The sequence below is a fragment of the Paenibacillus sp. TAF43_2 genome (assembly GCF_052113545.1).
GTDB lineage: Bacteria > Bacillota > Bacilli > Paenibacillales > Paenibacillaceae > Pristimantibacillus.
The window spans coordinates 24,193-47,282 of sequence record NZ_JBFRDK010000017.1 but is presented as its reverse complement, the minus strand read 5'-3'; the positions used below and the strand labels follow the sequence as shown (position 1 = coordinate 47,282).

Here is a 23,090-nt window from a genome sequence, read left to right as displayed (position 1 = left end):
CACTTCCTACAGAATTATTTTGAGCAAAGAGGAATAAGAACATAACAGGTGTGACAGAGGAGATAACGAATAATATGAGCGTAATAGAAATCAAAAAAAATACAGGAATCATCGGTTTTTGGAATAAACAGAAGGAACGGCATCCTAATATTACACAATTCATCGTATTCTTAATATTGAGTGTTGGGATTACATCATTGCAGCTTATTTTGATGCCTTTAATTAAACTTATATTCGCGCAGACATCCTTACTAACGATAAGCTTTCAAGTTTTACAGCTCGGCAGTAACTTTGATGGAAGTGCTTATTATGTATTCGATTATGCAGCTGGATCGCTTGCGTCAGGAGGCGGAGGCGGGCTTGGCTATTTCCTTGCTGTTCAAATAACGCTCGGCATTGCACAGATTATTAATTTTTTCGCACAGAGAAATATTACATTTAAATCGAACAGCAATATTTGGACGGCTGCTTTTTGGTATGTATTAGCGTACATTGTGATCACCTTTGGTGCTGCAGCAGCTCAAGGATTTTATAAAGCTCCTATTTATAACTTATTCATGAACACATGGGGAATGGGTTCATTTGGAGAAACAGCAGCAGACGTTATTACAATGGTTATCAATAGTACAATTTCATTTTTAGTATTTTACCCTATATTTAAAATTATTTTTAAACAAGAGCCTGCAAAGCAGGGGTAGCAAAAATCGTATGAGTATGTCATTCTTATCAGCAGGCATTCCGTAGTTTTGGTTGAWGAAATAGGAAAGGCGAGGGGGAACATTCCCCCTCGCCTGTTTGAGATTACTGCCTCGCTTGCTATTCTGGATTAAGCCAAGTTCATTCTGGTGTCCCTTGAGTTACCCCATGAATATAGGTGAGCCAAGGAGTATCCAGCGCGCCTTGCCCCGGATTATAGGTAAAGAAGTATTCGACGGTATCCCCTGACTGCAGGTTGTTTACAGGGTAAGTATAGTTGCCGTTTCCTGCTGAGGTCATGGCTACATTTTGCTGCGCGCCGTTATTTATCTTGTAGTGCAAATCGGCAAAGGTGGCGCCATTCACATAAAACGTCAAGTTATTGCCCGCTTTTTTCAGGCCGCGCACCGCATCGCCAATGACAATAACGGTTGATGGCGCGGGTACAACCGTGATGGTAGAGCTGGCTGTTTTGTTGCCGTCAGCCGTTGTTGCCGTAACCGTTGTTGTTCCTGGAGCGAGCCCTGTCACCACACCGTTCTGATTTACGGAAGCGATGCTGGTGCCCGAAACGCTCCAAGTGACCTGTTTATTTGTTGCATTAGAGGGTGCAACATTGGCGTTTAATTGTACACTCTGTCCTACTTGCAGCTGTGCAGTGCTCTGGTTTAAAGTTACACCGGTAACAGGCACGTTCGTAGGATTTTGGCCACCGTTTTCTTTATAAACCCGCACATAATCCACCAGCATCGTCGCAGGAATATCAGATGGACTTGGTGCTAAACCGCCATCAAAATGACCGCCGATCGCGAGATTCATAATGATGTAGAAAGGCTGGTCGAATGGAGCGTTCGGATTGTTCGGTGCAGCTACAGAGTACCATTGGTCTCTGGAGACTTTAAAGAAGAATTCCCCATCCACGTACCATTTAATGTTATCCTCTTCCCAGATCATCGTATACACATGATAATCATTGGCAAAGGTTTGCCCTTCCGAGAAATGATATTCCCCAGCAATATATCGATTCACTGGCCATTGTCCGCCAAAGTGCACAGCGCCGCTAGTTGTGCCAGGCAAACGTCCTTTGGCTTCCATAATATCAATTTCACCAGATGCGGCCCATGCACCGTAAGCTGAATCTTTTGGAAGCATCCAGAGCGCGGGCCAGACACCATTGCCTGTAGGCAGCTTCGCACGAATATCCACTCTGCCATACTGGAAGGATAGATGATCTTTCGTATTTATTTTGCCTGAGGAATATAGAGCATACCGGCTTGGATCCTGCGGGAACGATTTTGGATCGTTCAACGCCCGGATATTCAGCTTGCCGTCCTGTACAAATACATTTTGTGTACTATTGGTATAGTGCTCCAGCTCTGCATTGCCCCAGCCCCAGCTGTTGGGATCGTTACCGATATAATAGCCGGTTTCATAGTTCCATTTGTTCGTATCGAGCACTGTACCGCTAAACTCATCCTGCCAGATGAGATTCATGCCCGCAATGGCTGGGTCGCTTGGCGTTCCGATTGCCACATCGTCATGATCGGATACATCTGGACGGGGAGCATCCGGATTTCCGATAAAGGTATAGTTAACGAAGTTGCTGCCAACACTTCCGCCTGCCTGCCCATTCAATGGGTAGCCGATTCGAATTTGCATATTCACCTGGACGGGCTGGAACCAAAGGCCATAAATATAGTCGGCCCAATATCCCCACTGATTGGCATCGGACATGTTATTGTAACCATTGCCGGAATATGAAAATCCGCTCTGGCTGGAGTTTGCCATATCCACCCATTGCCCGTTGATATTAATTTGGTAAACGAATTTTCCAAGCTCAGTGCCTATTGGCGCGCCACCATCGATTTTAGGCAGCGGTATGCCGATGACGCCTTTCGCATCTGCTGTGTAGGTTGTTCCATCGTAGGGAGTAATGACATATGAATTTCTTACGGGTTGATTAAAGGTTATCGTATAAATGACGTTAGCCGAAGAGGTTTTTGATTCAAGTTTTACGTTGATCGACTCCGTTACCGTAAACCAGAAGCCGCCGCCTCCTTCGGTGAATTGGCCGAAGTTGCTATCATAGATCCAGCCGCTGGCAGCATTATTGTTGATATCAATCCAAGTGCTGCTGTTTACGGGTTTTACAAACACCTTCAAATCATCCGCTACGGCCTCATAAATAATGGCTGGATTATTGTTGAAGGTAGGATAAGTAAAGCCTGCACCTCCTGTAAAGCCTGCTGTAATTTGTGGCCCTTGGGTAGGGGTCATAGCCGTAATCGTTGTTTTGTTTATATTTTGAAACACAAGCGTGTAGTTAAGGGTCGTTCCATTAGCTTTAGAATACAGCTGAATTTCTGTTGTTGCGGAGAGAGTGAACCAGTAGCCATACGTTCCGCTGTCGTTCCAATGCCCCCAGTTTTGGTTATAGACGTAGCCGCTGGCACTGTCAATATTGACCCAGTTGCCCCCTACTTTCACTTTTACGCCTACGTCATCGGAAACATCGTTCCATGTGGCGGAGCCCCCGTTAAATATAGGCATAACGAAACCGTAGCTTGCTTGCCCAACCCCTGATTTTGAAATGACAGGTCCATCTGCTGCTGAAAAGTAAGCCATAGAGGTAACGGTGGTGCCTGCTGCATCGACGGTTTGAATTTTCGAAAATGGCAATAGCCCGACGCTCGCCATCATCGCTACCGCCAAGAACAAGCTCAGTACCTTCCGCTTAAACCGTTTCTGTGAATGGTGAAGTACCTTCATTATTGTCCTCCTTCAATAAAATATGGTTACCCCTGCGGCTCCTTTTATTTTGAGGCAATTGATTGTGTAAGTACTCGGAGGAAACCGCTTACATTGGAGTGCACCTTTATTCTATCGAATACAATTAACAGCTGGAAAGGTCCATTTGTTTTTGTTATGACCCAATTTTTTAGGTTTTGATTATTTTTGAAGGCTCATAGCGCTTTGCCCTGATATTTTCCTTCTCTTTCAAGCTTCCGCCGCATCAGCTGCCGGTACTCCGTGGGCTGCATATTCATCACATCGCGAAATGCCCTTGTAAAGCTTTTGTAGCTTTCATACCCAACCATGGTGGCTACCTCGACGATTTTATGATCGGTTTCAGCTAGCAAGCGGCGAGCCTTATCTAGGCGCACATCGCGCAGGTATTCTGCAAAGCCTTTGCCAACATTCTTTTTAAACAGGTTGGAAAAATAGGCGTAATTAAGCGACACGTGGTTAGATACCATCGCGAGGTCCAGCGGCTTATGATAACATTCGTGTATAAAACGAATGGCTTCATTTAAGTCCTGCGTTTTGCGATAGCTGCACTTGTAATCATAATAAAACTGGTTCAGCCGAAGCAGCTGCTGCTGCAGCGCCTGAATATAATCTCGAATCCCCGGATAATCGAATAGATTCCGCAAGCATTCGATATCAAGCGCCTCTTCCCCCATGTAGGGACGGATCACCCGCTCATACTCCTCCAGCATCTGCACCGTTGCGCTGCATAACTGCTGCGTGTACCGTATATGATATCGCTGCAGCACATTTTTGTGGAATAGCGTAGAAATGCCTTGGGCAATTTTTCCGCTGTTTTTGGTGCCAATAAGCTGAAACAGGGCATATAGCTCTTCATAGGGAATTTCCCATTGCGACTCCAGCCTCTCCATATGCGCGGGTAGGATGCACCTCTTATCAGGGAATAAATAGCTATGGCGATATAGTTCAAGCACCTGTGTATAGCTGCCGGGAAGCCCTTTTAAGCCTTGCTGGGTTCCAGTCATAGCCGCTGTGGCATCAATCTGACTTGCCTTAAGTGCAGCAGGCAAAGCATTCGTATCTGTGGCCGCATCGACCGCAAGAATCAGGTATGGGCGGTGCTGCAGGCATATATATCCTTGACTGCCATAGACACGGTAAGCAATAGATTCGATGCTATGGGCACTGTCTGCCCCCGGTTGGTTGATCCATAGTTCTTCCCGCAACAGGCATAGACGGTAATTGTGCCAAAGTTTTGGGTTTTGCTGCTGAACCTGCCGAATCCATGCCTCATCGTTCACTGCGCCTTGCATAAACATGCAAAGCTCTTTACGGTCTGTCTCCTCAGCGCGGCGGGACATATGCTCCATATTGCGGGAAAGGGCTTGCCGCGCCTTTATTTCCTGACCAATATGCTCTACTGCGGTAAGCAGATCCTCCCGTTTTACCGGCTTGAGCAGGTAGCCTTTTGCCCCAAGCCCAATGGCTTTCTGGGCATAAGCAAAATCACTATAGCCGCTAATTATGAGGTAATCCACGTTGAGGTGCTCTTCTTTGGTTTGCTCCATTAGCGCCAGTCCGTCCATATCCGGCATCATAATATCGGTAATCACCAGATGAATGTTATGCTGACGCAATAAGTGCAGCGCCTCAATTCCGTTAGCGGCACAATAAATAGCATCAAGCTGCAGTGGAAATTGGCGCAGCATGGCCTGCAGGCCATCGCGTATGTGCTTTTGATCATCTACAATTAGAATATTGATCATGCCCTACCATCCTCCAAGATTCACATTTTCCCAAGGCAAACGTAAGGTTACACAGGTATAAGCGCCCTGTACACTGTCAATTGAAAGACCGCAGCCCTTGCCATAATGAAGCTGCAGGCGCTTATGCACGTTTTCGAGGCCGAGGCCGTTTTTGCTGGTCACAATTGGCGTATCTGAATCGCCGCTCAGCACAGCCTGCAGACTAGCCAGCATCTTCGGATCAACACCCGCACCGTCATCGCGTATCTCAATTCGCAATAGGCTGTCATTCTCCACTTGTACGGTCATTTGTATGTGCACACTGCCGCCTAAAGGTGCCGCATGATGAACCGCATTTTCAACGATGGGCTGCATGCACATTTTAGGAATAGCAAAGTGAAGCACCTCCTGCGGGAGATCCGCCGTTAATACGATGCTGCCGCCCTCCATAAAGTTAATGAATTTGATATAGCTTTCAATGTTGGCGAGCTCCTCACGGAGGGCGACGGTATCGCTTCGCCACTGCATGCTGTAGCGCAGCTGCGAGCCTAACGATACGAGCGCATCGGCGATTGCAGGCTGCTGCTGAACCTCCGCTAGCATCCGAATGGATTCCAGCGCGTTATACAAGAAGTGTGAATTGATCTGCGAATGGAGTGAGTGCAGCTGTGCGTTTTTGGCAATGAGCTGCTTGTCCACCACCTGCGTCATCAGACGACTAATTTCGTCCAGCATTTTGTTGTAGCTGATGGCTACCTCATCGATTTCATCACCGGTCTCGTGTTCATCTAGGCCGATATTAATCTTCGCATCCAATTGGCCTTTCCGCACCTGACGCATAGAAGATAATACGCTGTCGAGTCGACGGAAAATGCGGCGGGTCGTATGCGATACGAGCAGCATGATCAGCATCAATACACATAAAGCAATTACTACCACAAAGGCATACCAGCTGCGCGGACCCTTCATAAGTGCTTGATGGGAAGCAATATCTACAACATAAGCGTTCAGTGGAGCGATATAACGATAAAGTGCGTAGTAGGTTTGATCTCCTACTTGGACCTTCAAGGGGCTATCCTGTTGAAGTACGTCCAGCTGCCGATGAATGCTGCCAAGAATACTGTTCAGCCCCTCCCCAGCGGTTTGAGAAAATAGATGCTGCGGATTGTATATATTTTTTGAAGGGTTAGTTCCGTCCATGACAACCGAGAAGAAATCTCCTCCGCTCTCCTCCAGCAGGTCGTTGAAAAATATGCTGTGCTCGGCACGAATTTCCATAATGGTAGGAAATTTGTTTTGTTGGCCCTGAAGGCGTACCAACCGATAATAGGCTAGCGTATGCTCGCCATCTTTAAATGCAAACAGGCGGTATGCTGCGCCGCCTTCATCTCGAAGGGTCTCCCAATAATCCTGCGGCCAAAACTTGTCATAATGATAAATTTCAGGCCAAATTTCGAACAGGTTAGGGTTATCGACATAAAAGCTGAGCTCACTGATCATCTCATGGCTTTCAATGATATTATGCATCTGCTCAAATTGATTTTGTTTAAATTTCACGAGGCGGAGGCCATCCCCGCGCATATTGGAGTGGATAAAATCCACGAATGCCTTTTGAGTCAGTGCTGTTGAGGAAGCGTTTTCAAACATGTCCATTTTGCTGCGCAGCTGTTCGTTCAGCCGTGCGACATGGCTGCTGCCGGTGGCCATAGCGTCTTTGTATAACTGGGCTTCCTGTATACGGATAAATAAAAAGGACACCAAAATGGCAGGGATCGCAATGACTAGGCTAAAGGCTAGAAACAGCTTTTGGGATATGCGGGCATTGCGGTAAAGCTTTCTCATTTTGGTCAGCATATACTTCATTTAACGGCCCTCCCTACCTCCGTAATATACCATATATTACAAACCGGCTGGTAGGTAACAAGGCGTTACTTACAAATGTGCAAGTAAAGTCGGAAATACCGGCCACCATTTCGGCAGCCGGCAGTAAATAGCGTATAGGTGTAATTACTCCGCCATTTTTGCTTTTCGTACATCCAGCTCGGCTTGGCGATATTCCATCACCTTGTCGAAACCGTAACTCACGCGGCGGGCAAGAAAATTATCAAAGATTTTATCAAAAGCTGCTTCATCCTTAGCCGTAATCAGCTCAGGCAACACTTCCTCCCAATTTTGAGAGATGCGTGACCAGGCTACCGCTACCTCAGAATCACCCAGTGGATCTAAGCCTTTGTAGATGCCGCTGTCAATATCGGCCTGCGCATTGGCGAAGTCCTCCATTTGCTTAATGACGGGAGCTTTCTCCGGTCTCCATTGGTTGATAATAACAGGGTTCGGCATCATCCAGTAGGTATCCATAATGCCGTATTCCTTTTCAAACTTTTCAATATCCGTTTCAAGCAATTTCACCAATTCAGCCTTCAGCTGCGGCTTGCCGCTCACCATTTCCCACGTCTCGCCTTCCTTGCCAAGGAATAAATCTCGTTGGCCTTCTTCACTGGCTAGGTACGTCAGGAAGCGGATAGCACGTTCAGGATTTTTAGTTGATTTGCTAATCATTGTAACCATCCAGCCGTCCATGTTGCCAGGGAACAGCTTCGCAGAATCACCCTTGCTGTTCTGCGGTCCATCTACTGCAATGTAGTTGGAATCCGGGTTCCCGCTTGCGGCCAGCATCGGATTGACAGCCGTCATTCCCGTCCACTCGCGAATCATCATGAAGTAGCGGGCGTTGTTCGTTTTTTCCTCTACTTGCGTATCGGAGTCCACTAGGAAATCTACATTAATTAGTCCGCGCTCGTATGCTGTGCGGAAGGTTTTCAGCCAAGCAAGGTAATCTGGATCGGTAATGCGGTCGTATACTTTGCCGTCTTTTTCATGCGGAACAGCGAGTAGATTTTGCAGGTATTCACTCATCCCGTAAGGAACATTCCCCTGTGCAAAGAAGGGACTAATCGGTTGGCCTTTATACTCGGGATACTTATCCTTGAGCAGCTGCAGTGCATTTAGAAAGCCCTCCGGCGTGCTCAAATCTGGTTTGCCCATCTCTTCGTACAGATCTTTTCTCACCAAAAAAGTTTGATTGGCGGCTGTCATGCCTGTTTCATGCATGAGATTAGGGCTATAGGAGTCATTCGGAATGCCATACGTATTGCCATTTTCTTGACGATACCACTTCAGTGTGCCGTCTCCCGCCACCTTGAAGAAGTAGGGATCATACTGCTCCGCCAATTCATTTAAAGCATATACATGGTCGCCTTCCCATAATTTCTTGACAGCGTTTTCCCAAGAGCCCATAGAAATTAAGTCTGGCAGCTTGCCAGAGGTCATCATCAAGGTAATATGCTCGTTTGCTTCTCCTGAAGGAACTTCGAGCTTAATATTGACGCCTGTTTTTTCGGTCACGTACTTGGAAGTCAAGCTCTCTCCCCAGCTGTGGGCATACCAGGATGCGCCTACGAACCACGAGAGCTCGACTGGACTGGTATCCAGCTGCCAAGCAGGCTGTTCGGGGCTTGGCGTTGATTCGCCTTGTGGCTGCTCGGTACTTTCCGCAGGCGTTGAAGTCGGCTTGTTTTCGTTATTCTCCGATTTTGTACATGCGGCCAAGCCTAATGTAAGTATTACGGCTAAAATGATTACCATGCTTAGCTTGATGAGGTTGTGCTTCATGACATGAACACCCTTTCTTTACTATTGTTTTTATAGGTTCCATACGCCTCGCTAACGATTGCTTAGAGAAACGTACAGCACTTACCCTTTAATCGCACCAATCATTACGCCTTTGACCAGATAGCGCTGAATAAAGGGATAGAACACGAGAATTGGCAGCGTTGCCACCATCATTGATGCAAATTTGATGGAGTTGCCAGGCAGTCTTGCGCCGAATTGAGCCATGGCTTGCTGCTGCATGAAGGACATGGAGTTCTCCGCAATGATTTTGTACAGTATGGTTTGCATAGGCAGCTGATCCTGCGAGCGAATGTAGATTACGCCCTGATAATAATCATTCCAGTGATAGACGGCTGAGAAAAGCGATATGGTAGCCAGTACGGCCATGCTGTTAGGCAATACGATTCGAAACAGAACGCCATAATCAGAAGCACCGTCTACCTTTGCGGATTCCTCTAAGCTGTCCGGAATAGTGCGGAAGAAGCTCATGAATATAACCATATTGAAAAAAGTGTACATAGCCGGGATGATGAATACCCAAAAGCTGTCGTAAAGGCCCAGCTTGGTCATCAGAATAAAGGAAGGAATTAAGCCGCCTGAAAACAACATCGTAATCAAGGCGATTTTGAGATAGATTTTGCGGCCGATTAAGTTGGATTTGCTCATTCCATAAGCTACAATGGCGGTAAATAACACATGTACCGCTGTTCCTATCACCGTGCGCAGCGTAGTAATGTAGAAGCCGTGCATTAGACTTTTATCATTGAATACAACACTGTAGCTGGCTAGTGAGAATTCCTTGGGAAACCAGTTTACGGTGCCCAGCATGGCTTGCTCCGGCGCATTAAGCGAATTTATAAATACAAACCACATCGGGTACAGCGTTATGAAGCAAACTGCCAGCATCAGCAGCGCATTGCACACCTCAAATACTCCAATTCGCCGCAATCTTCTGCGTCTTTCCATGTTTCTGCCCTCTCTTTCTTAAAAAATGCTGTCGCCAGTTAATTTCTTGGATGTGTAATTGGCCAAAAATAATAGCCCTAACGCCACAATGGAGCGGACAAACAAGACGGCTGTTGAGAAGGAATGGCGCCCAGATACCAAGCCCATGTTATAGATGTACAAATCCAGGCTTTCGGCCATCTTCATGTTCATGTTGTTCTTCAACATAAAGATCTGTTCAAAGTTGCTGCCGAGTATCCCGCTGACAGCGAGGATGAACAAAATAGCGATGGTAGGACGTATGCTTTGAATGGTAATGTGCCACATCCGCTGCCAACGGTTGGCGCCATCGAGCTCCGCTGCCTCATATAGCCCTGGATCAATGCCAGCGATTGCAGCGATATAAATGATGGCACTCCAGCCCGTTTCCTTCAGCGTATCGGAGAAATAGGTAATCCACCAAAAATATTTAGCGTCACTATTAAACAAAACTTCGCGATCCTGCAATCCGAGCGCCATCATCAGTTGGTTGATGACACCGCCCTCGCCCAGCCAATTGAGCATAATGCCGCCAAAAATGGTCCAGGCAATAAAGTGCGGAAGGTATGAAATGGTTTGTACTGTGCGCTTAAATCGAATCGTCCGTATTTCATTAAGCATCAGGGCGAAAAAGATGGGAATGGGAAAACCTAGCAGCAGCTTGATGCTGCTCATCCCTAGCGTATTGCGGATCGAGCGCCAAAAACGGTCATCCGTAATAAAATCTTGAAAGTGTTTCAGCCCTACAAAGGGTGATTGCAGCATGGGCTTGGCGATACTGAAGTCCATAAATGCAATAATCAGCCAAAACATTGGAATATAACAAAAGATGAACATCCATATAATGCCTGGGATTACCATGCTTTGCAATTGCCACTGCCTAAAAAAAGTTTTTATTTGTCCCGTCCTGTTTTGAAACATGTTCTGCGCCCCCTTCCTTTTCATCGTATGAAAATAGACCTAGGAAAAAAAGGCCATGATTTTTGACCCTATCCCATTTTTTTGGATTTGTTTGACTGGGCGTCAAAATTAAGTATGCTGTGAATAAATGAAGGGAGTGTGCAAGGGATGAGCAAGCTTTTATGGGAGCAGGATTTTTTAAATAGAAGCACCGATTTGAGCGCATGGAACATTCGCCTTGGCAACGATTTGCTTGATAATGATGGCAAACCAATAGACCCGGGCTGGGGCAATGGGGAACAGCAGTTTTATACCGGACATGCTAACAATCTATATATCGATGAATTGGGGCTAAACCTATGCGCGCGACGTGAAGCCATTGAAAAAGACGATCGACAATTTACGTACACCTCGGCCCGTATAGATACAAAAGACCACCTCTCCTTTTGCTATGGAAAGCTTATCGTTCGCGCAAAGCTGCCAGTAGGACAGGGGTTATGGCCAGCCATATGGCTGCTCCCGCAGCATCAGGCTTACGGTCCTTGGCCTGCCTCTGGCGAGATTGACATTATGGAAGCTAAAGGCCGCTTGCCGAAGCAAGTATCCGGAACGCTGCACTACGGGAAGGATTGGGACCATAAAGTTACCGATGAGTTCTCCTACCAGCTTGAACAGGGAACCATTAACGAATTCCGTGATTATTCATTGGAATGGGATGCTGGCTCCATAAGGTGGCTGGTAGATGGACATTGCTTCGCCGAGCGCCCTATGGAGCCGGGCATTATGCCCTTTGACGAGCCTTTTTATTTGGTGCTTAACCTTGCTGTTGGGGGCTGGTATGACAATGTGGCGGTGGATGAAACAGCGCTGCCAGCGGTCATGACAGTTTCAAACATATGGCTGTATCAAAGTTGAAAAAATAGCTGCTTGGGATCGTTTGTGGGGGAAGAAGAATAGACGGAGTTACAACTGTAAAGCCAAGAGTAATAGGGCATACCCTTATTGGGGATGCCCTATTTTCGCTATAGTCTGGATGGGGGGAAACTTTACTCGCGTATACTTTGAACGGATTGAATTCAGTAAAAAAGAATTCTCATTCGTTTAAAGTGTCAGCCCACCATCGACCAGTACGATGGAGCCCGTCATGTAGCTGGAGCGATCGGAAGCAAGGAATGTGACTACCTCCGCTAGCTCGTCCGGCTTAGCATAGCGGCCCATACGCATATTTCCGACTTCCTCTGGCACATATCCACCGGACATGAAAGCCTGTTCTACGCTCTTCGTCAGAGCCGTTTCCACACCACCTGGACAAATGCCGTTGATACGGATGCCTTTTTTCACATACTCGATTGCCGCACCTTTCGTCAGGCCGACAACCGCATGTTTGCTGGCGGAATAAGCGGATGCGCTGTGCTCACTTTTGACTCCAGCTGTCGAAGCGGTATTAATGATCGTTCCGCTTTCTTGTTCCTCCATTACCTTTAATACATATTTCATACCGAGGAAGACGCCCCGGACATTAACGTTCATAATTCGGTCGAACTCGTTCTCATCAATATCCGCGAGCTTCGAGAACTTCTGTACAACGCCGGCATTGTTGAAGAAAATATCGATACGTCCGTAAGTATCGACGGCCGCTTTTACATAACGCTGAACATCCTCGCTTTTTGACACGTCGGCCGGTACGAAGATGGCTTCGCCGCCCTGTTCCTGAATCATTCGAACCGTCTCTTGACCGGATTCCTGATTAAAATCAACAGCGACAATCGTTGCGCCGTTGCTGGCCATTTTCAAGCTGCTTGCACGGCCGATGCCGCTCCCTGCACCAGTAACGATAGCTATTTTATTTTCCAACATATGAGTTCATCCCTTTCGAGTGTAATAGCAAAGGTTCTTTGCTTTCTTCATTGTAATGCGCTTTCATTTTTGAAAATTGTATTTTTCAACGATTTGTAGTACTTTCTTATCATCTTCTTTTTTAACCTTAATCGTACCCAATGGAGGTTCGTATGAATAAGCTCTCTGAGCTGGTTGTTTTTGGCCAGCTTCTCTCTGATGTGATTGGAATCCCTGTATTTATCATTCATCCGGGTCGGGCAATTGAAGCGGAATATGCAGACCGTTCGCTTCAGTCTAATCCTTACTTTACGTCCATTCGTGAACAGGTGGCGGGCTACGCTTATGCGCTTTATGCTGCAGAGCAGCCGGTTCATTTTACCCGATCACGGCTCCAATATTTTTTTGTGAATGCGATGGATGATAACCAGCTTACTGGCACGTTTGTCGTCGGTCCGTACATGAATGAGAAGCCGCAAGAGGGTGAATGGAACGAGACCATAAGCTCCCTCCCCATTGATAACCGGAGGCATTTATTGGAGTTGTACGAAGAGATTGCGCTGCTCTCCACGGAGCGCATAGCCGCATGTAGCCGAATGATTTATTATGTGCTTCGCAGGCAGCTCGTTGACTCGTCGATTAGTCTTCTAGCGGATGCAATGTCGATGCAGGAACCGGTTGTGGAGAAGAAAGAGCCGGATGCTGAGCTGTCGCGAAGACGTCGAAGCGGTATGCTGCACGCCAACCTGTCGCATGAGCGTGTCATGCTGCACTATGTGCGTAGCGGAGAGCGGGAGAGAATAAGAACATTCGTCATGGAATCCATCATTGCCGAGGACGAGTTTGGCGTGCTGGCCAAGCGGAGCAGGATTCGAAGCGAGAAGAACCTGATGATTACGGGAATCGCCCTGATTTGCCGAGCTGCAATTGAAGGAGGAATGCACGAGGAGGATGCGTTTACGCTGAGTGATTTCTATATTCAGCAGCTGGAGGAGAAGGATACGCTGCAAGCGATAAGCGCCATCATGAGCGAAGTATTGTTCGACTTCGTTGACCGGGTCTCGGAGGTTCGCCGGGGTCACTACTCACCCGCAATACAGGATAGTCTTCACGAAATCGCTAACCATTTATATGGTGACATTACTCTTGAACGGCTAGCCGAGAGTGCGAATCTTAGCCCCAACTACTTGTCGAGCCTATTCAAGAAGGAGGTTGGACTGACTATTTCCGAGTATGTCCAGCGTGAACGGATTGAGGAAGCGAAGAGGCTGCTCACACTGACCGATTATCCGATTACCGATATCGCAGCATGGCTGAACTTCAACGATCAAAGCTATTTCAACAAGGTATTTAAAAAATGGAATGGCATGTCTCCGAAGGCATATAGGAAGAGTGAACGGCGTCCGGCGCAAAAATATTCGGAATGAAGTGTAAAAAAACACTTACATCGGGAATATATAACAAAAAGATGATGGAGTGTTGATGTCATCGCAACCATATAGCATTTAAAGCAACAATACTGAAAACATAGATAAGCTCTCAGTAGAACTGATTCGTTCGACTGAGAGCTTATTTATGTTTTCGGAGAAGTTATTCCAGATCTACGAGCTGGTCTGTATTTTGATGCAAACGGAACAGCTGAGAGAGCTGCTTGGCAAGAAAAAGCGGGGTATAAGGCATATCATTGCGAAGCCAGCAGACAATTGTACCAATAAAGGCGGAGGAGCCGTACCAGATTGCAATATCTTTTGATATGATTACGGCCGGTTTAGATGAGGAGTTGTTTTGGTACTCTCTTCTGCTAGTGATAAGATCAACAATTAAATTTGAAAGCTTATCCGTGAAGATTGGTATGCGCTGTGAAGCGAGCAGGACCTTATAAAACTTAGAGTTTTCAGCAATATGCTCGAGCACTTTAAGTAGAATGGACCAATCCAAATCAGTAGAACGAGGCTGATTTCGAATGTCATGAAGAATAGTATGTATTTCATTAATCATGTCGTCTGATAATCTCTCAAGCATTTCCGGAATATCTCGGTAATGAAGATAGAATGTAACACGATTGATGGTCGCGCGTTCCGCAATACGATTCACAGTTATTTTTTCTAGATCCGTCTCCTGCAGCAAATCCACAAAGGCATCTCGAATCAATTGACGCGTGCGAAGTACACGTGGATCCATTCGCGGTGTTGTAGTTGACATAGGTACTCATTTCCTTTCCCTACAAATTATTTAAACGACAAGAATAGTTATTTATGTAGTTTATTCTCGGTATAGACGACAGAATCTGATGATCTGTAAACTAATAAACATTTTCAAAAAATCTGTAGTTTGTAAATTAGGCGTGATGTAATTATAATCTTTTACATTGAGTTTATTATACTACAAAGTGTTTATTAAATTCACGAACAATTTGAAGGGATTGAACATCATGAGTACAAGTTTAGCTTTTGACAGTAATTCAATTAAGAAAGGTCCCTTGTTGTTTGTCATGATACTGGGTGCGTTCATCGCAGTTCTGAATCAGACGATAATGAGCGTTGCGCTGCCAGAGTTGATGATTGACTTTAGCATTGAGGCGTCTACAGCGCAGTGGCTGACAACCGGATACATGCTGGTTAACGGGGTGCTTATTCCAATCACTGCATTCTTAATGCAGCGTTTTACGACCCGTGAGCTGTTTSAGTCTTCCATGATCATTTTTCTCGTCGGTACGATTGTTTCGGCAGTTGCGCCTAACTTCGACATTTTGCTAACTGGCCGCCTTATTCAAGCCGCTGGAGCGGGGATTATTATGCCGCTGTTAATGAATGTTATTCTGACCGTATTTCCTCCTGATAAGCGCGGAGCTGCCATGGGAATGGTTGGATTGTCTATTATTTTTGCTCCTGCAATTGGGCCTGCAGTCGCTGGTTATGTCATGGAGCATTATTCATGGCGTACGATGTTTTATGGCATGCTTCCAATTGTCGTCCTCATTATTGTGGTTGCTTATATTTTCTTGAAAAATGTAGCTGAACGAACCTATCCTAAAATTGATATTTTGAGCGTCGTTCTGTCAACAGTCGGATTTGGTACCGTTCTTTATGGCTTCAGCAGTGCTGGAAGCAAAGGCTGGTCAAGCGCGGAAGTGATTGCATCGATTGTTATTGGTGTGGTTTCATTGATTTTGTTTACATGGAGACAGCTGATTTCGAAGGATCCGCTTCTGGATCTAAGAGCTTTTAAATACAGCATGTTTTCTCTTACCACCATTATTAATATTGCTGTAACCATGGTCATGTATGCAGATATGATGCTGCTTCCGCTCTATTTGCAAAGCGCACGTGGATACACCGCTTTGGAGTCAGGGCTGCTTATGCTCCCTGGTGCGCTTCTAATGGGACTTATGATGCCGATAACAGGAAAGCTATTCGACCGGTTTGGAGCAAAATGGCTGTCCATCATCGGTATGGCTATTACGATTATCACAACGATCGGCTTCGTTAATCTGACCGATTCGACTAGCTATACGTATTTAGTGCTGATGTCCACAGGACGACGCTTCGGTATGGCAATGTTCCTGATGCCAATCACTACGGCAGGTCTCAACCAACTGCCTGCAAGACTAAATGCGCATGGTACTGCAATATCCAACACCATCAAGCAGGTAGCTGGCGCAATAGGTACTTCTCTGCTTGTTACGGTAATGGCTAGCCGGACAAAGGCACATCTTCTAGATATGTCTGCAGCAGGCGACGCGGCTAATTTTTCGAAGGAGCATATTATGATGGAGGCTTCTATTCAAGGGATTAATGATGCGTATCTTGTCATCATTGGAATCGGAGTAGTAGGTCTGGTGCTTTCCTTCTTCATTAAGCGTGTAGGGCAAGCCGAGGAAGTTGAAGATACTAAAATAGCTCTGAACCGAAAAACAGCTGTTGAGGCGTAAGGAATAACGGCAGTCAATTTTCCTAAATGTTTGCTCATTATAAATTATTAAGAAGAGCCTCGTGACTACTCACGAGGCTCTTTTTGTGGCTTGAAATCATCTAACTGGGTTCGCGTAAGCACGCTGTTTTTAAATAAGCAGCAAAGCTCTTAATATTCATCCGGATATGCTGATTATTGCCTTCAAGCTTGCTCATCATAATGCCGCCCTGCATGATGGAAAGGGAGAAGGTAGCCAGCGCCTCTATATCAAGGTCTGCCTTAAATTCACCGCTTTGCACACCATCGGAAATGATTTTTTTCTTGGCTTCCAATGTACCTTGCAGGGCTTGCTGGGCTCTCTCACGTAAGCCTGGATGACTGTCGTCGCTTTCAATAGCAGTATTAAGGAGCGGGCAGCCCCCGATGAACGGAGGCGCTTCAACGACATTCTCATATATTCGCAAATACGCCAGCAGCTTGCCGGAGGCCGTTTCCTGTTGACTGATTGCATGAGCAAGCTGAGCCCCAACAATACGCCCGGCATAACTAAAGGCTTCAAATGCAATCTCATCTTTACTGGAAAAATGACGATAAATGCCGCCTTTCTTAATGCCTGTCAGCTCTGTTATATCAGATAAGGATGAGCCCGAATATCCCTTTTGGTTAAAAAGTTCAGCGGCTTTCGTTATGATGTAATGGCGTGTCTTTTCACCTTTCTCCATCGTCATCCCCCCGTACGTAACTGTATTTGTACACGTAGTATATCAAACGAATTTGCACTCTTGCAAAACATACCATCTATGTTATCATAAAAGATACCGAACGGTATCTTTTATGAGCGGCAGGGGTGAAATGATAATGGGCACAACATGGTTTAAGGAATCCAGCTACGCATGGATTGGATTAGGGTCTCTTTGGATTATTGGATTTATTGGTGCATTGACCAGGTTCAGCATGTCTTTTTTTCAGGTGCAAATAGCAATGGATTTACAGATTAGCAGGGGATTTATTTCGATGGCATGGTCGACTAATTTATTAATTACAGCGATATGCGCTCCTTTGGGTGGCTGGCTTGTAGATCGTTACGGTGCAAAAAGGATATTGTTTATAAGTGCAGTCTTAAGTACCTTGGGTACTGGCGTTGTCGTGTTAGGGAACCAGCCTACCTTGTTTTTCATTGGATATGGCGTAATCTCTGGTTTAGCTGGTATTGGGCTGACGACAAGTTATATATTGATGTTTGAATGGTTTAGGCATCATCGTGCTAAAGCAATGGCGCTGCTTGGGAGTGCTTCCTCTGTAGGATTAGCGATTATTACGCCAATTTTTGTATCCGCGGGATGGCTGACTTGGAAGGATGCCTTTATGGCTTCTTTTGCCCTAGGAATTGTTGTGACATTACCTGTTATTTGGCTGGGAATTAAGAGCTCTCAACAGCAAAATATAAATAAAGCTCAAACGGATCATCCAGTAGAGGTCGTAGAGCATGGTATACCGCTTAAAGTAACAACATCACCTAAGAAATTTGTCTATCTTCCTATCTTTGTCGTTGTCGCTATTGCGCTGTTTACCTGCGGTATTAATATGGGTTCCGTCGAAATGAACTTGGTAGCTATACATCAGTTGGCAGAAGTGTCACCAAGCATGATCGCCTTATCCATGAGTATACTTGGCATTATGGARATTACGGGGGCTCTCATTTGCGGCTATTTTCTAGATCGATACAATAAATTAATGATGATGTCCATATTGTATGGTATACGTATTTTAGGTTTTGTTTTCCTTTTTATGCACTTGGGAAGCTCACCTATTGTATTTGCAATTGCGTTTGGAATTACTTACTTAACCGCAGTACCGGGAGGAATCCTTGTCATTAATGAATTTGCAAAAGGGAAAGGAAAACATACGGGTGTCCTTCTTCTATTTCATCAGGGAGGCGGTATAGTGGGGGCATTAATTGGAGGCTTATCTTTTGACTATTTTGGTAATTATCAGAACCTGATTTTTGTTGATATCCTAATCTGTATCCTCGTAACGCTAGGTTATTTCATATTATTTACGACACATAAACGGAAGCTTCGAATCCCCAATAATAAGGTTGCAGCAAGCGAGGCGCTTTGACTTATTTTAGGGGCAGATGCGCTTTAAAATTGGCTATCTAGATGATATGCTGAACCGTAAAGCGGTATTGATGAAAGGATAACGAAATGAAAAGCATATTGTTTAAATATATGACTAAATTTACGTCTCTTAGCGATGAGGAACAACAGGCTATCGTCGATGACATCCTTATCGAGGAATATAAAAAGGGAAGAGTACTCCTTAGACAAGGAGATGTTCCCACAAAGTGTTATTTCGTGCTGAAGGGCATTGTCAGACAGCACTTAATAGATGAAGCGGGAAAAGAGGTTACATCGAATTTTTTCACAGAAGAGCAAGCCGTATCGATCTTCAATCGTCATCAGCAAAATAAGCCGTCCGCGTACAACTTAACTTGCCTTGAAGATTGTATATTGGTGGTTGGGGAGCTAGATGATGAAAAAGGCATGTTCAATAAACACTTACAACTCGAATCGATGGTACGCATAATGGTAGAAGAAAATCTGGGTGAGGTGCAAGATGAGTTGACATCATTCATTGCTTCTGCACCTGAAGAACGCTACAAAGCGCTTTTGCGAAAAAGGCCTCAACTCATCAATCGTGTACCCCAACATCAATTGGCAAGCTATCTTGGCATAACGCCAGAGTCATTAAGCAGAATCAAGAAACGGGTCAACAACAGTGATAGTTAAGGAAGCTATCTTTCACTTTTGGGGAGCTTTCCTCCTCTGAGCAGCAGCCAAATTCCAAAGCCTAGCTCTCCTGCAATCATTGGCGCCATAAATACGACATTAAGTACATCAATTACCTCATTATATTGTGAAAGAAACGTTTTGCTAAGGTGAACGACGATATAGCCTATTGAAGCAAGCAGCAATAAAATGCTGATCACTTTAGGAATACGGTTTGATTTTAAAGCCACATAGCCCACAATGAATAAATGCCCGCCAAAAACGATCAATCCAATAGACCATACCGATTGGAATGCCTCAAGAAATAGCATCATAAGTGATTGCGTTTGTTCGATGCTGAATGAGACCAACTGGTCTGTATTTTTCGAGAGCAGCCATACAAGGATCAAGTTTAAAATGGCAATTCCGAGTATAGTCGTATAGGTAAGACGGAGCCATGCACCTAGCAAGGAAAGGCTTTTATTCAATGGCTCTAGGAACACATAAAAAGCCCAGGTGACTAGAATGTCAGAAATCATAATGATGACCCAGCCAAAGATTTCACCTTTGAAGAGGTTATTTGATGATACGATGTTGTTGAATGTGGCGCTGGCATCGCCCTCCACAACAAGGCTCCCATGGACAAAGCCATAGGAAAAAAATGAGGCAAGAGTCATGATGATAAGTGAAATGCCAGCCGTTAGTGCAGCAGTTCGCTGATTTGATTTTTCTTGTACGGTGAAATTCATAAGAAAGCCTCCTATAGATCCTGTATTGTTTTCATTTTAACTAGGAGGAGTATGACTGGTCATTGACTTAAATCAAGGAAGAGGGATTTTTAAATTCATGAATACGCCTCAAACCTATAATCAATCGGTGGATTACTGGAAGCAATATCAGAAGTTTTTTCCTGAAGAAATGCAGATAAATGAAAACGGATTGCCAAAAGAAGAATGGATGACTTGGAACAATGTTCATATTCATTTGGATCGTATGCCTGCTCCGGATGCAAAATTAAAAATTATTTTCATCCATGGCGCTGGCGGGAATGGCAGATTGCTGGCCCCATATGCACGAATACTGCAAACATACGGTTATGAAGTGGTATCGCCGGATCTGCCGCCGTATGGCTTAAGCTATGCAAAATCGGCAAAACAATTAGATTATCAGCTTTGGATTGACATACTTACTGCGTTAATTGATGAGGAATTGAAGCGGGACGGTAAACCGATTATTTTGCTGGGCACTAGTATAGGAGGCATGTTAGCTTATCACACTGCAGTACAAAGTAAGCAAGTGAAAGGATTAATAGCAACAACATTTGTTGATACAAGTGATTCCAGCGTTCGTGATCAATTAGCCCCTAACAAACTCATTAGCCGGTTGGGGAAATTTTCGATGGACAGTTTTCCTAATCTGTTAGATTCCTTACTTATCTCTGTTAATCGTGTATCTCGTATGAAATTAATAACGAACAATGTCGAGTTGACCAAGCTTATTATGAATGATGCTCATGCCGCAGGCACGAAGATCCCTTTGCGCTTATTAAGAACGTTCATGAATATGAAACCGGCAATAAAACCTGAGCATTTTGATGTTTGTCCGGTTTTGCTCGTCCATCCTCAATTGGATCCTATGACTCCGTATAGCTTCAGCAAACCATTTTTTGAAAAAATAAAAAGCAAAAAGGAATATGTAGCTTTAGAAGGGGCAGGCCATTTTCCAATTGAACAGCCGGGGCTGGAGCAGATGAATGCTGCAGTGCTATCTTTTTTGAAAACAATAGAGAACGAATAGTAAGTAGAACATCTATTCATATCGACTTAAAAAAGCCCTTTTGCGTAAAGCAAAAGGGCTGATATACGTTCATATGCTGTACGATTCTAACGATGGCGTTTGTCCCTATTTTTCTTGCGTATTTCCGATACCAAATTGTACCCTTGCATGATAATAATTAATTTGATAATATTTAGACATCTAATAATTAGACGTCTAAATATAATGCGATCATAAAGCTCGTATTATACGATCATATTACTTTATCGTGAGTGTCTCTAAGGAAGGGGTTTACGATTAATGGAAAGAATGAACGAGAAAGTGGCGCTTATCACTGGAGGAGCTTCAGGCATAGGCTTATCCGCAGCTAACTTGATGGCAAAAGAGGGAGCAAAAGTAGTCATTGCCGATTTTAATGCTGAGGGGGCCAAAGAAGCTGCCGAAAATATTAAAATTCAAGGCGGCGAAGCCGTTAGTGTATTTCTTGATGCCGGGGACGAAGTGTCCATTAAGGAAGCAGTTGAATTTACGGTACAACAATATGGTAAAATCACGAGCCTGTTCAACAATGTGGGCTCGACAAACCTGAAGAAGGATATAGATGTTGTTAACGTTGATCTGGATGAGTGGGATCGGCTTATGAATGTTAATTTAAAGAGTGTTTTACTCGGCTGCAGATTTGCTATCCCTCATATGATTCATGCTGGCGGGGGCTCGATTATTAATACAGCTTCTATGGCGGGTTTTCATGGAGATGCAGTTCGGGTTGCATACGGAGCTTCGAAGGCAGGTGTTATAAATCTTACCAAATATATCGCTACCCAATATGGGAAGAATAACATTCGTTGTAATGCAGTAGCGCCGGGATTGATTTTGACGCCAGCTGCTAAAAATAATATGCCCTCGGAGGTATTGGATATCTTCGCTAAATATAACGCACTGCCTTATCACGGAGAACCCGATGATATTGGACATACCGTCCTGTTCCTGGCTTCAGATGAATCCAGATTTATTACGGGACAGACGATTCAGGTTGAGGGAGGGCATTATATTGCAAACCCATCCGTCCCTGATTTCGAGCAATATATGAAACTGGCACAGCATCCATAACAGTTGAAGCTTGCGACTGAAGCGGCTAGCCAAGGTATGCTGACATGAATAATAAAAATTCGCTATGCGGTATTAATGATAGGAACAAATAGCAGATCAATCAAATTACGTTAGGAGAATGCGATATGGGGAAATTGGACAATAAAGTAGCAATCATTACTGGTGGGGCATCGGGTATAGGCGAACACATGGTTAATCTGTTTGCACAAGAAGGAGCTATCGTCATTGCCGCAGACATTAATGAGGCAGCTCTTGAATTGGCAAGTCAAAAACAGAATGTTTACGGAATGAAATTGAATGTTGCCTCTGATGATGATTGGCAGGCGCTGGCAAAGGATGTTCATGATCGTTTTGGTAAAATTGATATTCTCGTCAATAACGCTGGCATTTCTTCTGAAAAACCATACGAGCAAATCAATATCGAGGATTGGCAGAAAATGCTCTCCATTAATGGGTTTGGCCCATTTGCCGGGATGAAGCATGTCACTCCCTATATGGCAGCCCAAAAGAAAGGCTCCATCGTTAATATTTCTTCGTACACGGCTTTGATCGGCCAAGGCTTTAATCACTATTCAGCCTCTAAGGGTGCGGTTCGCGCGATCTCTAAAGCGGCGGCTACAGCCTTTGGCCGTCAAGGCATCCGGGTAAACGCACTATTTCCTGGGATCATTGAGACACCAATGACACAAGCTTTAAGCACCTCAAAGGACCTATTAGATCGCTTAATCCAGGCCACACCTCTACAGCGTTTAGGCCAACCTGACGATATCGCCCAAGCAGCATTGTTCTTAGCTTCTGATGATTCTTCGTATATTACAGGATCTGAGTTAGTAATTGATGGTGGATACTCAGCCCAATAATGTGTAATATGATGACAGCCCTTAATTTTAATTAAGGGCTGTCATTTATGTGCACCAAG

Annotated in this window: 19 protein-coding genes; 9 read left to right on the top strand and 10 right to left on the bottom strand. The window is 44.9% G+C overall.

Annotation, left to right across the window (positions count from 1 at the left end):
- Positions 1 to 74: 74 nt before the first annotated feature.
- On the top strand, positions 75 to 698 hold the full coding sequence (locus AB4Z17_RS06045) for a hypothetical protein (RefSeq protein WP_441958747.1): 624 nt from the start codon (positions 75 to 77) through the stop codon (positions 696 to 698).
- A gap of 139 nt (positions 699 to 837) precedes the next feature.
- On the opposite strand, the gene AB4Z17_RS06040 is transcribed toward AB4Z17_RS06045, so the two are convergent.
- The 6 genes from AB4Z17_RS06040 to AB4Z17_RS06015 form a co-directional block, all read right to left on the bottom strand.
- Complete coding sequence (locus AB4Z17_RS06040; RefSeq protein WP_441958746.1) at positions 838 to 3,465, bottom strand: family 16 glycosylhydrolase; 2,628 nt, start codon at positions 3,463 to 3,465, stop codon at positions 838 to 840.
- A gap of 194 nt (positions 3,466 to 3,659) precedes the next feature.
- A complete protein-coding gene (locus AB4Z17_RS06035) occupies positions 3,660 to 5,231 on the bottom strand; it encodes a response regulator transcription factor (RefSeq protein WP_441910899.1) in 1,572 nt (523 codons plus the stop codon).
- A gap of 3 nt (positions 5,232 to 5,234) precedes the next feature.
- Positions 5,235 to 7,073, bottom strand: a complete 1,839-nt coding sequence (locus AB4Z17_RS06030; protein WP_441910897.1) for a sensor histidine kinase — start codon at positions 7,071 to 7,073, stop codon at positions 5,235 to 5,237.
- Positions 7,074 to 7,217: 144 nt separating this feature from the next.
- Positions 7,218 to 8,882, bottom strand: coding sequence for an extracellular solute-binding protein (locus AB4Z17_RS06025; RefSeq protein ID WP_441958744.1), 1,665 nt, complete (start codon positions 8,880 to 8,882; stop codon positions 7,218 to 7,220).
- 81 nt (positions 8,883 to 8,963) lie between these two features.
- Complete coding sequence (locus AB4Z17_RS06020) at positions 8,964 to 9,848, bottom strand: carbohydrate ABC transporter permease (RefSeq protein ID WP_076266517.1); 885 nt, start codon at positions 9,846 to 9,848, stop codon at positions 8,964 to 8,966.
- An 18-nt stretch (positions 9,849 to 9,866) separates the two neighbouring features.
- Entirely contained in the window at positions 9,867 to 10,787 is a 921-nt protein-coding gene (locus tag AB4Z17_RS06015; RefSeq protein WP_441958742.1) for an ABC transporter permease, read from the bottom strand.
- A 147-nt stretch (positions 10,788 to 10,934) separates the two neighbouring features.
- On the opposite strand from AB4Z17_RS06015, the gene AB4Z17_RS06010 reads away from it, so the two are divergent.
- Complete coding sequence (locus AB4Z17_RS06010) at positions 10,935 to 11,681, top strand: glycoside hydrolase family 16 protein (RefSeq protein ID WP_441958740.1); 747 nt, start codon at positions 10,935 to 10,937, stop codon at positions 11,679 to 11,681.
- A 186-nt stretch (positions 11,682 to 11,867) separates the two neighbouring features.
- Here the strand turns inward: AB4Z17_RS06010 and AB4Z17_RS06005 are convergent, their stop codons facing one another.
- Positions 11,868 to 12,623 carry an SDR family NAD(P)-dependent oxidoreductase gene (locus tag AB4Z17_RS06005; RefSeq protein ID WP_076266514.1) on the bottom strand — a complete coding sequence of 252 codons (756 nt, stop codon included), beginning with the start codon at positions 12,621 to 12,623 and terminating at the stop codon, positions 11,868 to 11,870.
- Positions 12,624 to 12,775: 152 nt separating this feature from the next.
- Here AB4Z17_RS06005 and AB4Z17_RS06000 point away from each other — a divergent pair, with 152 nt between their 5' ends.
- A complete protein-coding gene (locus AB4Z17_RS06000; protein WP_441958738.1) occupies positions 12,776 to 14,029 on the top strand; it encodes a helix-turn-helix domain-containing protein in 1,254 nt (417 codons plus the stop codon).
- 163 nt (positions 14,030 to 14,192) lie between these two features.
- Here the strand turns inward: AB4Z17_RS06000 and AB4Z17_RS05995 are convergent, their stop codons facing one another.
- Positions 14,193 to 14,804: a TetR/AcrR family transcriptional regulator gene (locus AB4Z17_RS05995; protein WP_441910887.1), complete on the bottom strand. Its 612-nt coding sequence runs from the start codon at positions 14,802 to 14,804 to the stop codon at positions 14,193 to 14,195.
- A 229-nt stretch (positions 14,805 to 15,033) separates the two neighbouring features.
- Between AB4Z17_RS05995 and AB4Z17_RS05990 the strand changes: the two genes are divergently transcribed.
- On the top strand, positions 15,034 to 16,533 hold the full coding sequence (locus tag AB4Z17_RS05990) for a DHA2 family efflux MFS transporter permease subunit (protein ID WP_441958736.1): 1,500 nt from the start codon (positions 15,034 to 15,036) through the stop codon (positions 16,531 to 16,533).
- Between the two features lie 100 nt (positions 16,534 to 16,633).
- Here the strand turns inward: AB4Z17_RS05990 and AB4Z17_RS05985 are convergent, their stop codons facing one another.
- Positions 16,634 to 17,236: a TetR/AcrR family transcriptional regulator gene (locus tag AB4Z17_RS05985; protein WP_441910883.1), complete on the bottom strand. Its 603-nt coding sequence runs from the start codon at positions 17,234 to 17,236 to the stop codon at positions 16,634 to 16,636.
- Positions 17,237 to 17,372: 136 nt separating this feature from the next.
- Between AB4Z17_RS05985 and AB4Z17_RS05980 the strand changes: the two genes are divergently transcribed.
- Together AB4Z17_RS05980 and AB4Z17_RS05975 are read left to right on the top strand one after the other, a co-directional pair.
- Positions 17,373 to 18,635, top strand: a complete 1,263-nt coding sequence (locus AB4Z17_RS05980) for an MFS transporter (RefSeq protein ID WP_441958735.1) — start codon at positions 17,373 to 17,375, stop codon at positions 18,633 to 18,635.
- A gap of 86 nt (positions 18,636 to 18,721) precedes the next feature.
- A complete protein-coding gene (locus AB4Z17_RS05975; protein WP_441958733.1) occupies positions 18,722 to 19,306 on the top strand; it encodes a Crp/Fnr family transcriptional regulator in 585 nt (194 codons plus the stop codon).
- Positions 19,307 to 19,311: 5 nt separating this feature from the next.
- Here the strand turns inward: AB4Z17_RS05975 and AB4Z17_RS05970 are convergent, their stop codons facing one another.
- Entirely contained in the window at positions 19,312 to 20,034 is a 723-nt protein-coding gene (locus AB4Z17_RS05970) for a DUF4386 domain-containing protein (protein WP_441958731.1), read from the bottom strand.
- Positions 20,035 to 20,131: 97 nt separating this feature from the next.
- On the opposite strand from AB4Z17_RS05970, the gene AB4Z17_RS05965 reads away from it, so the two are divergent.
- The 3 genes from AB4Z17_RS05965 (at position 20,132) to AB4Z17_RS05955 (ending at position 23,031) form a co-directional block, all read left to right on the top strand.
- Positions 20,132 to 21,082, top strand: coding sequence for an alpha/beta hydrolase (locus AB4Z17_RS05965; protein ID WP_441958729.1), 951 nt, complete (start codon positions 20,132 to 20,134; stop codon positions 21,080 to 21,082).
- 279 nt (positions 21,083 to 21,361) lie between these two features.
- Positions 21,362 to 22,171 carry an SDR family NAD(P)-dependent oxidoreductase gene (locus AB4Z17_RS05960; protein ID WP_441958727.1) on the top strand — a complete coding sequence of 270 codons (810 nt, stop codon included), beginning with the start codon at positions 21,362 to 21,364 and terminating at the stop codon, positions 22,169 to 22,171.
- A gap of 125 nt (positions 22,172 to 22,296) precedes the next feature.
- On the top strand, positions 22,297 to 23,031 hold the full coding sequence (locus AB4Z17_RS05955; protein ID WP_441878232.1) for an SDR family NAD(P)-dependent oxidoreductase: 735 nt from the start codon (positions 22,297 to 22,299) through the stop codon (positions 23,029 to 23,031).
- The last annotated feature ends 59 nt before the right edge of the window (positions 23,032 to 23,090 follow it).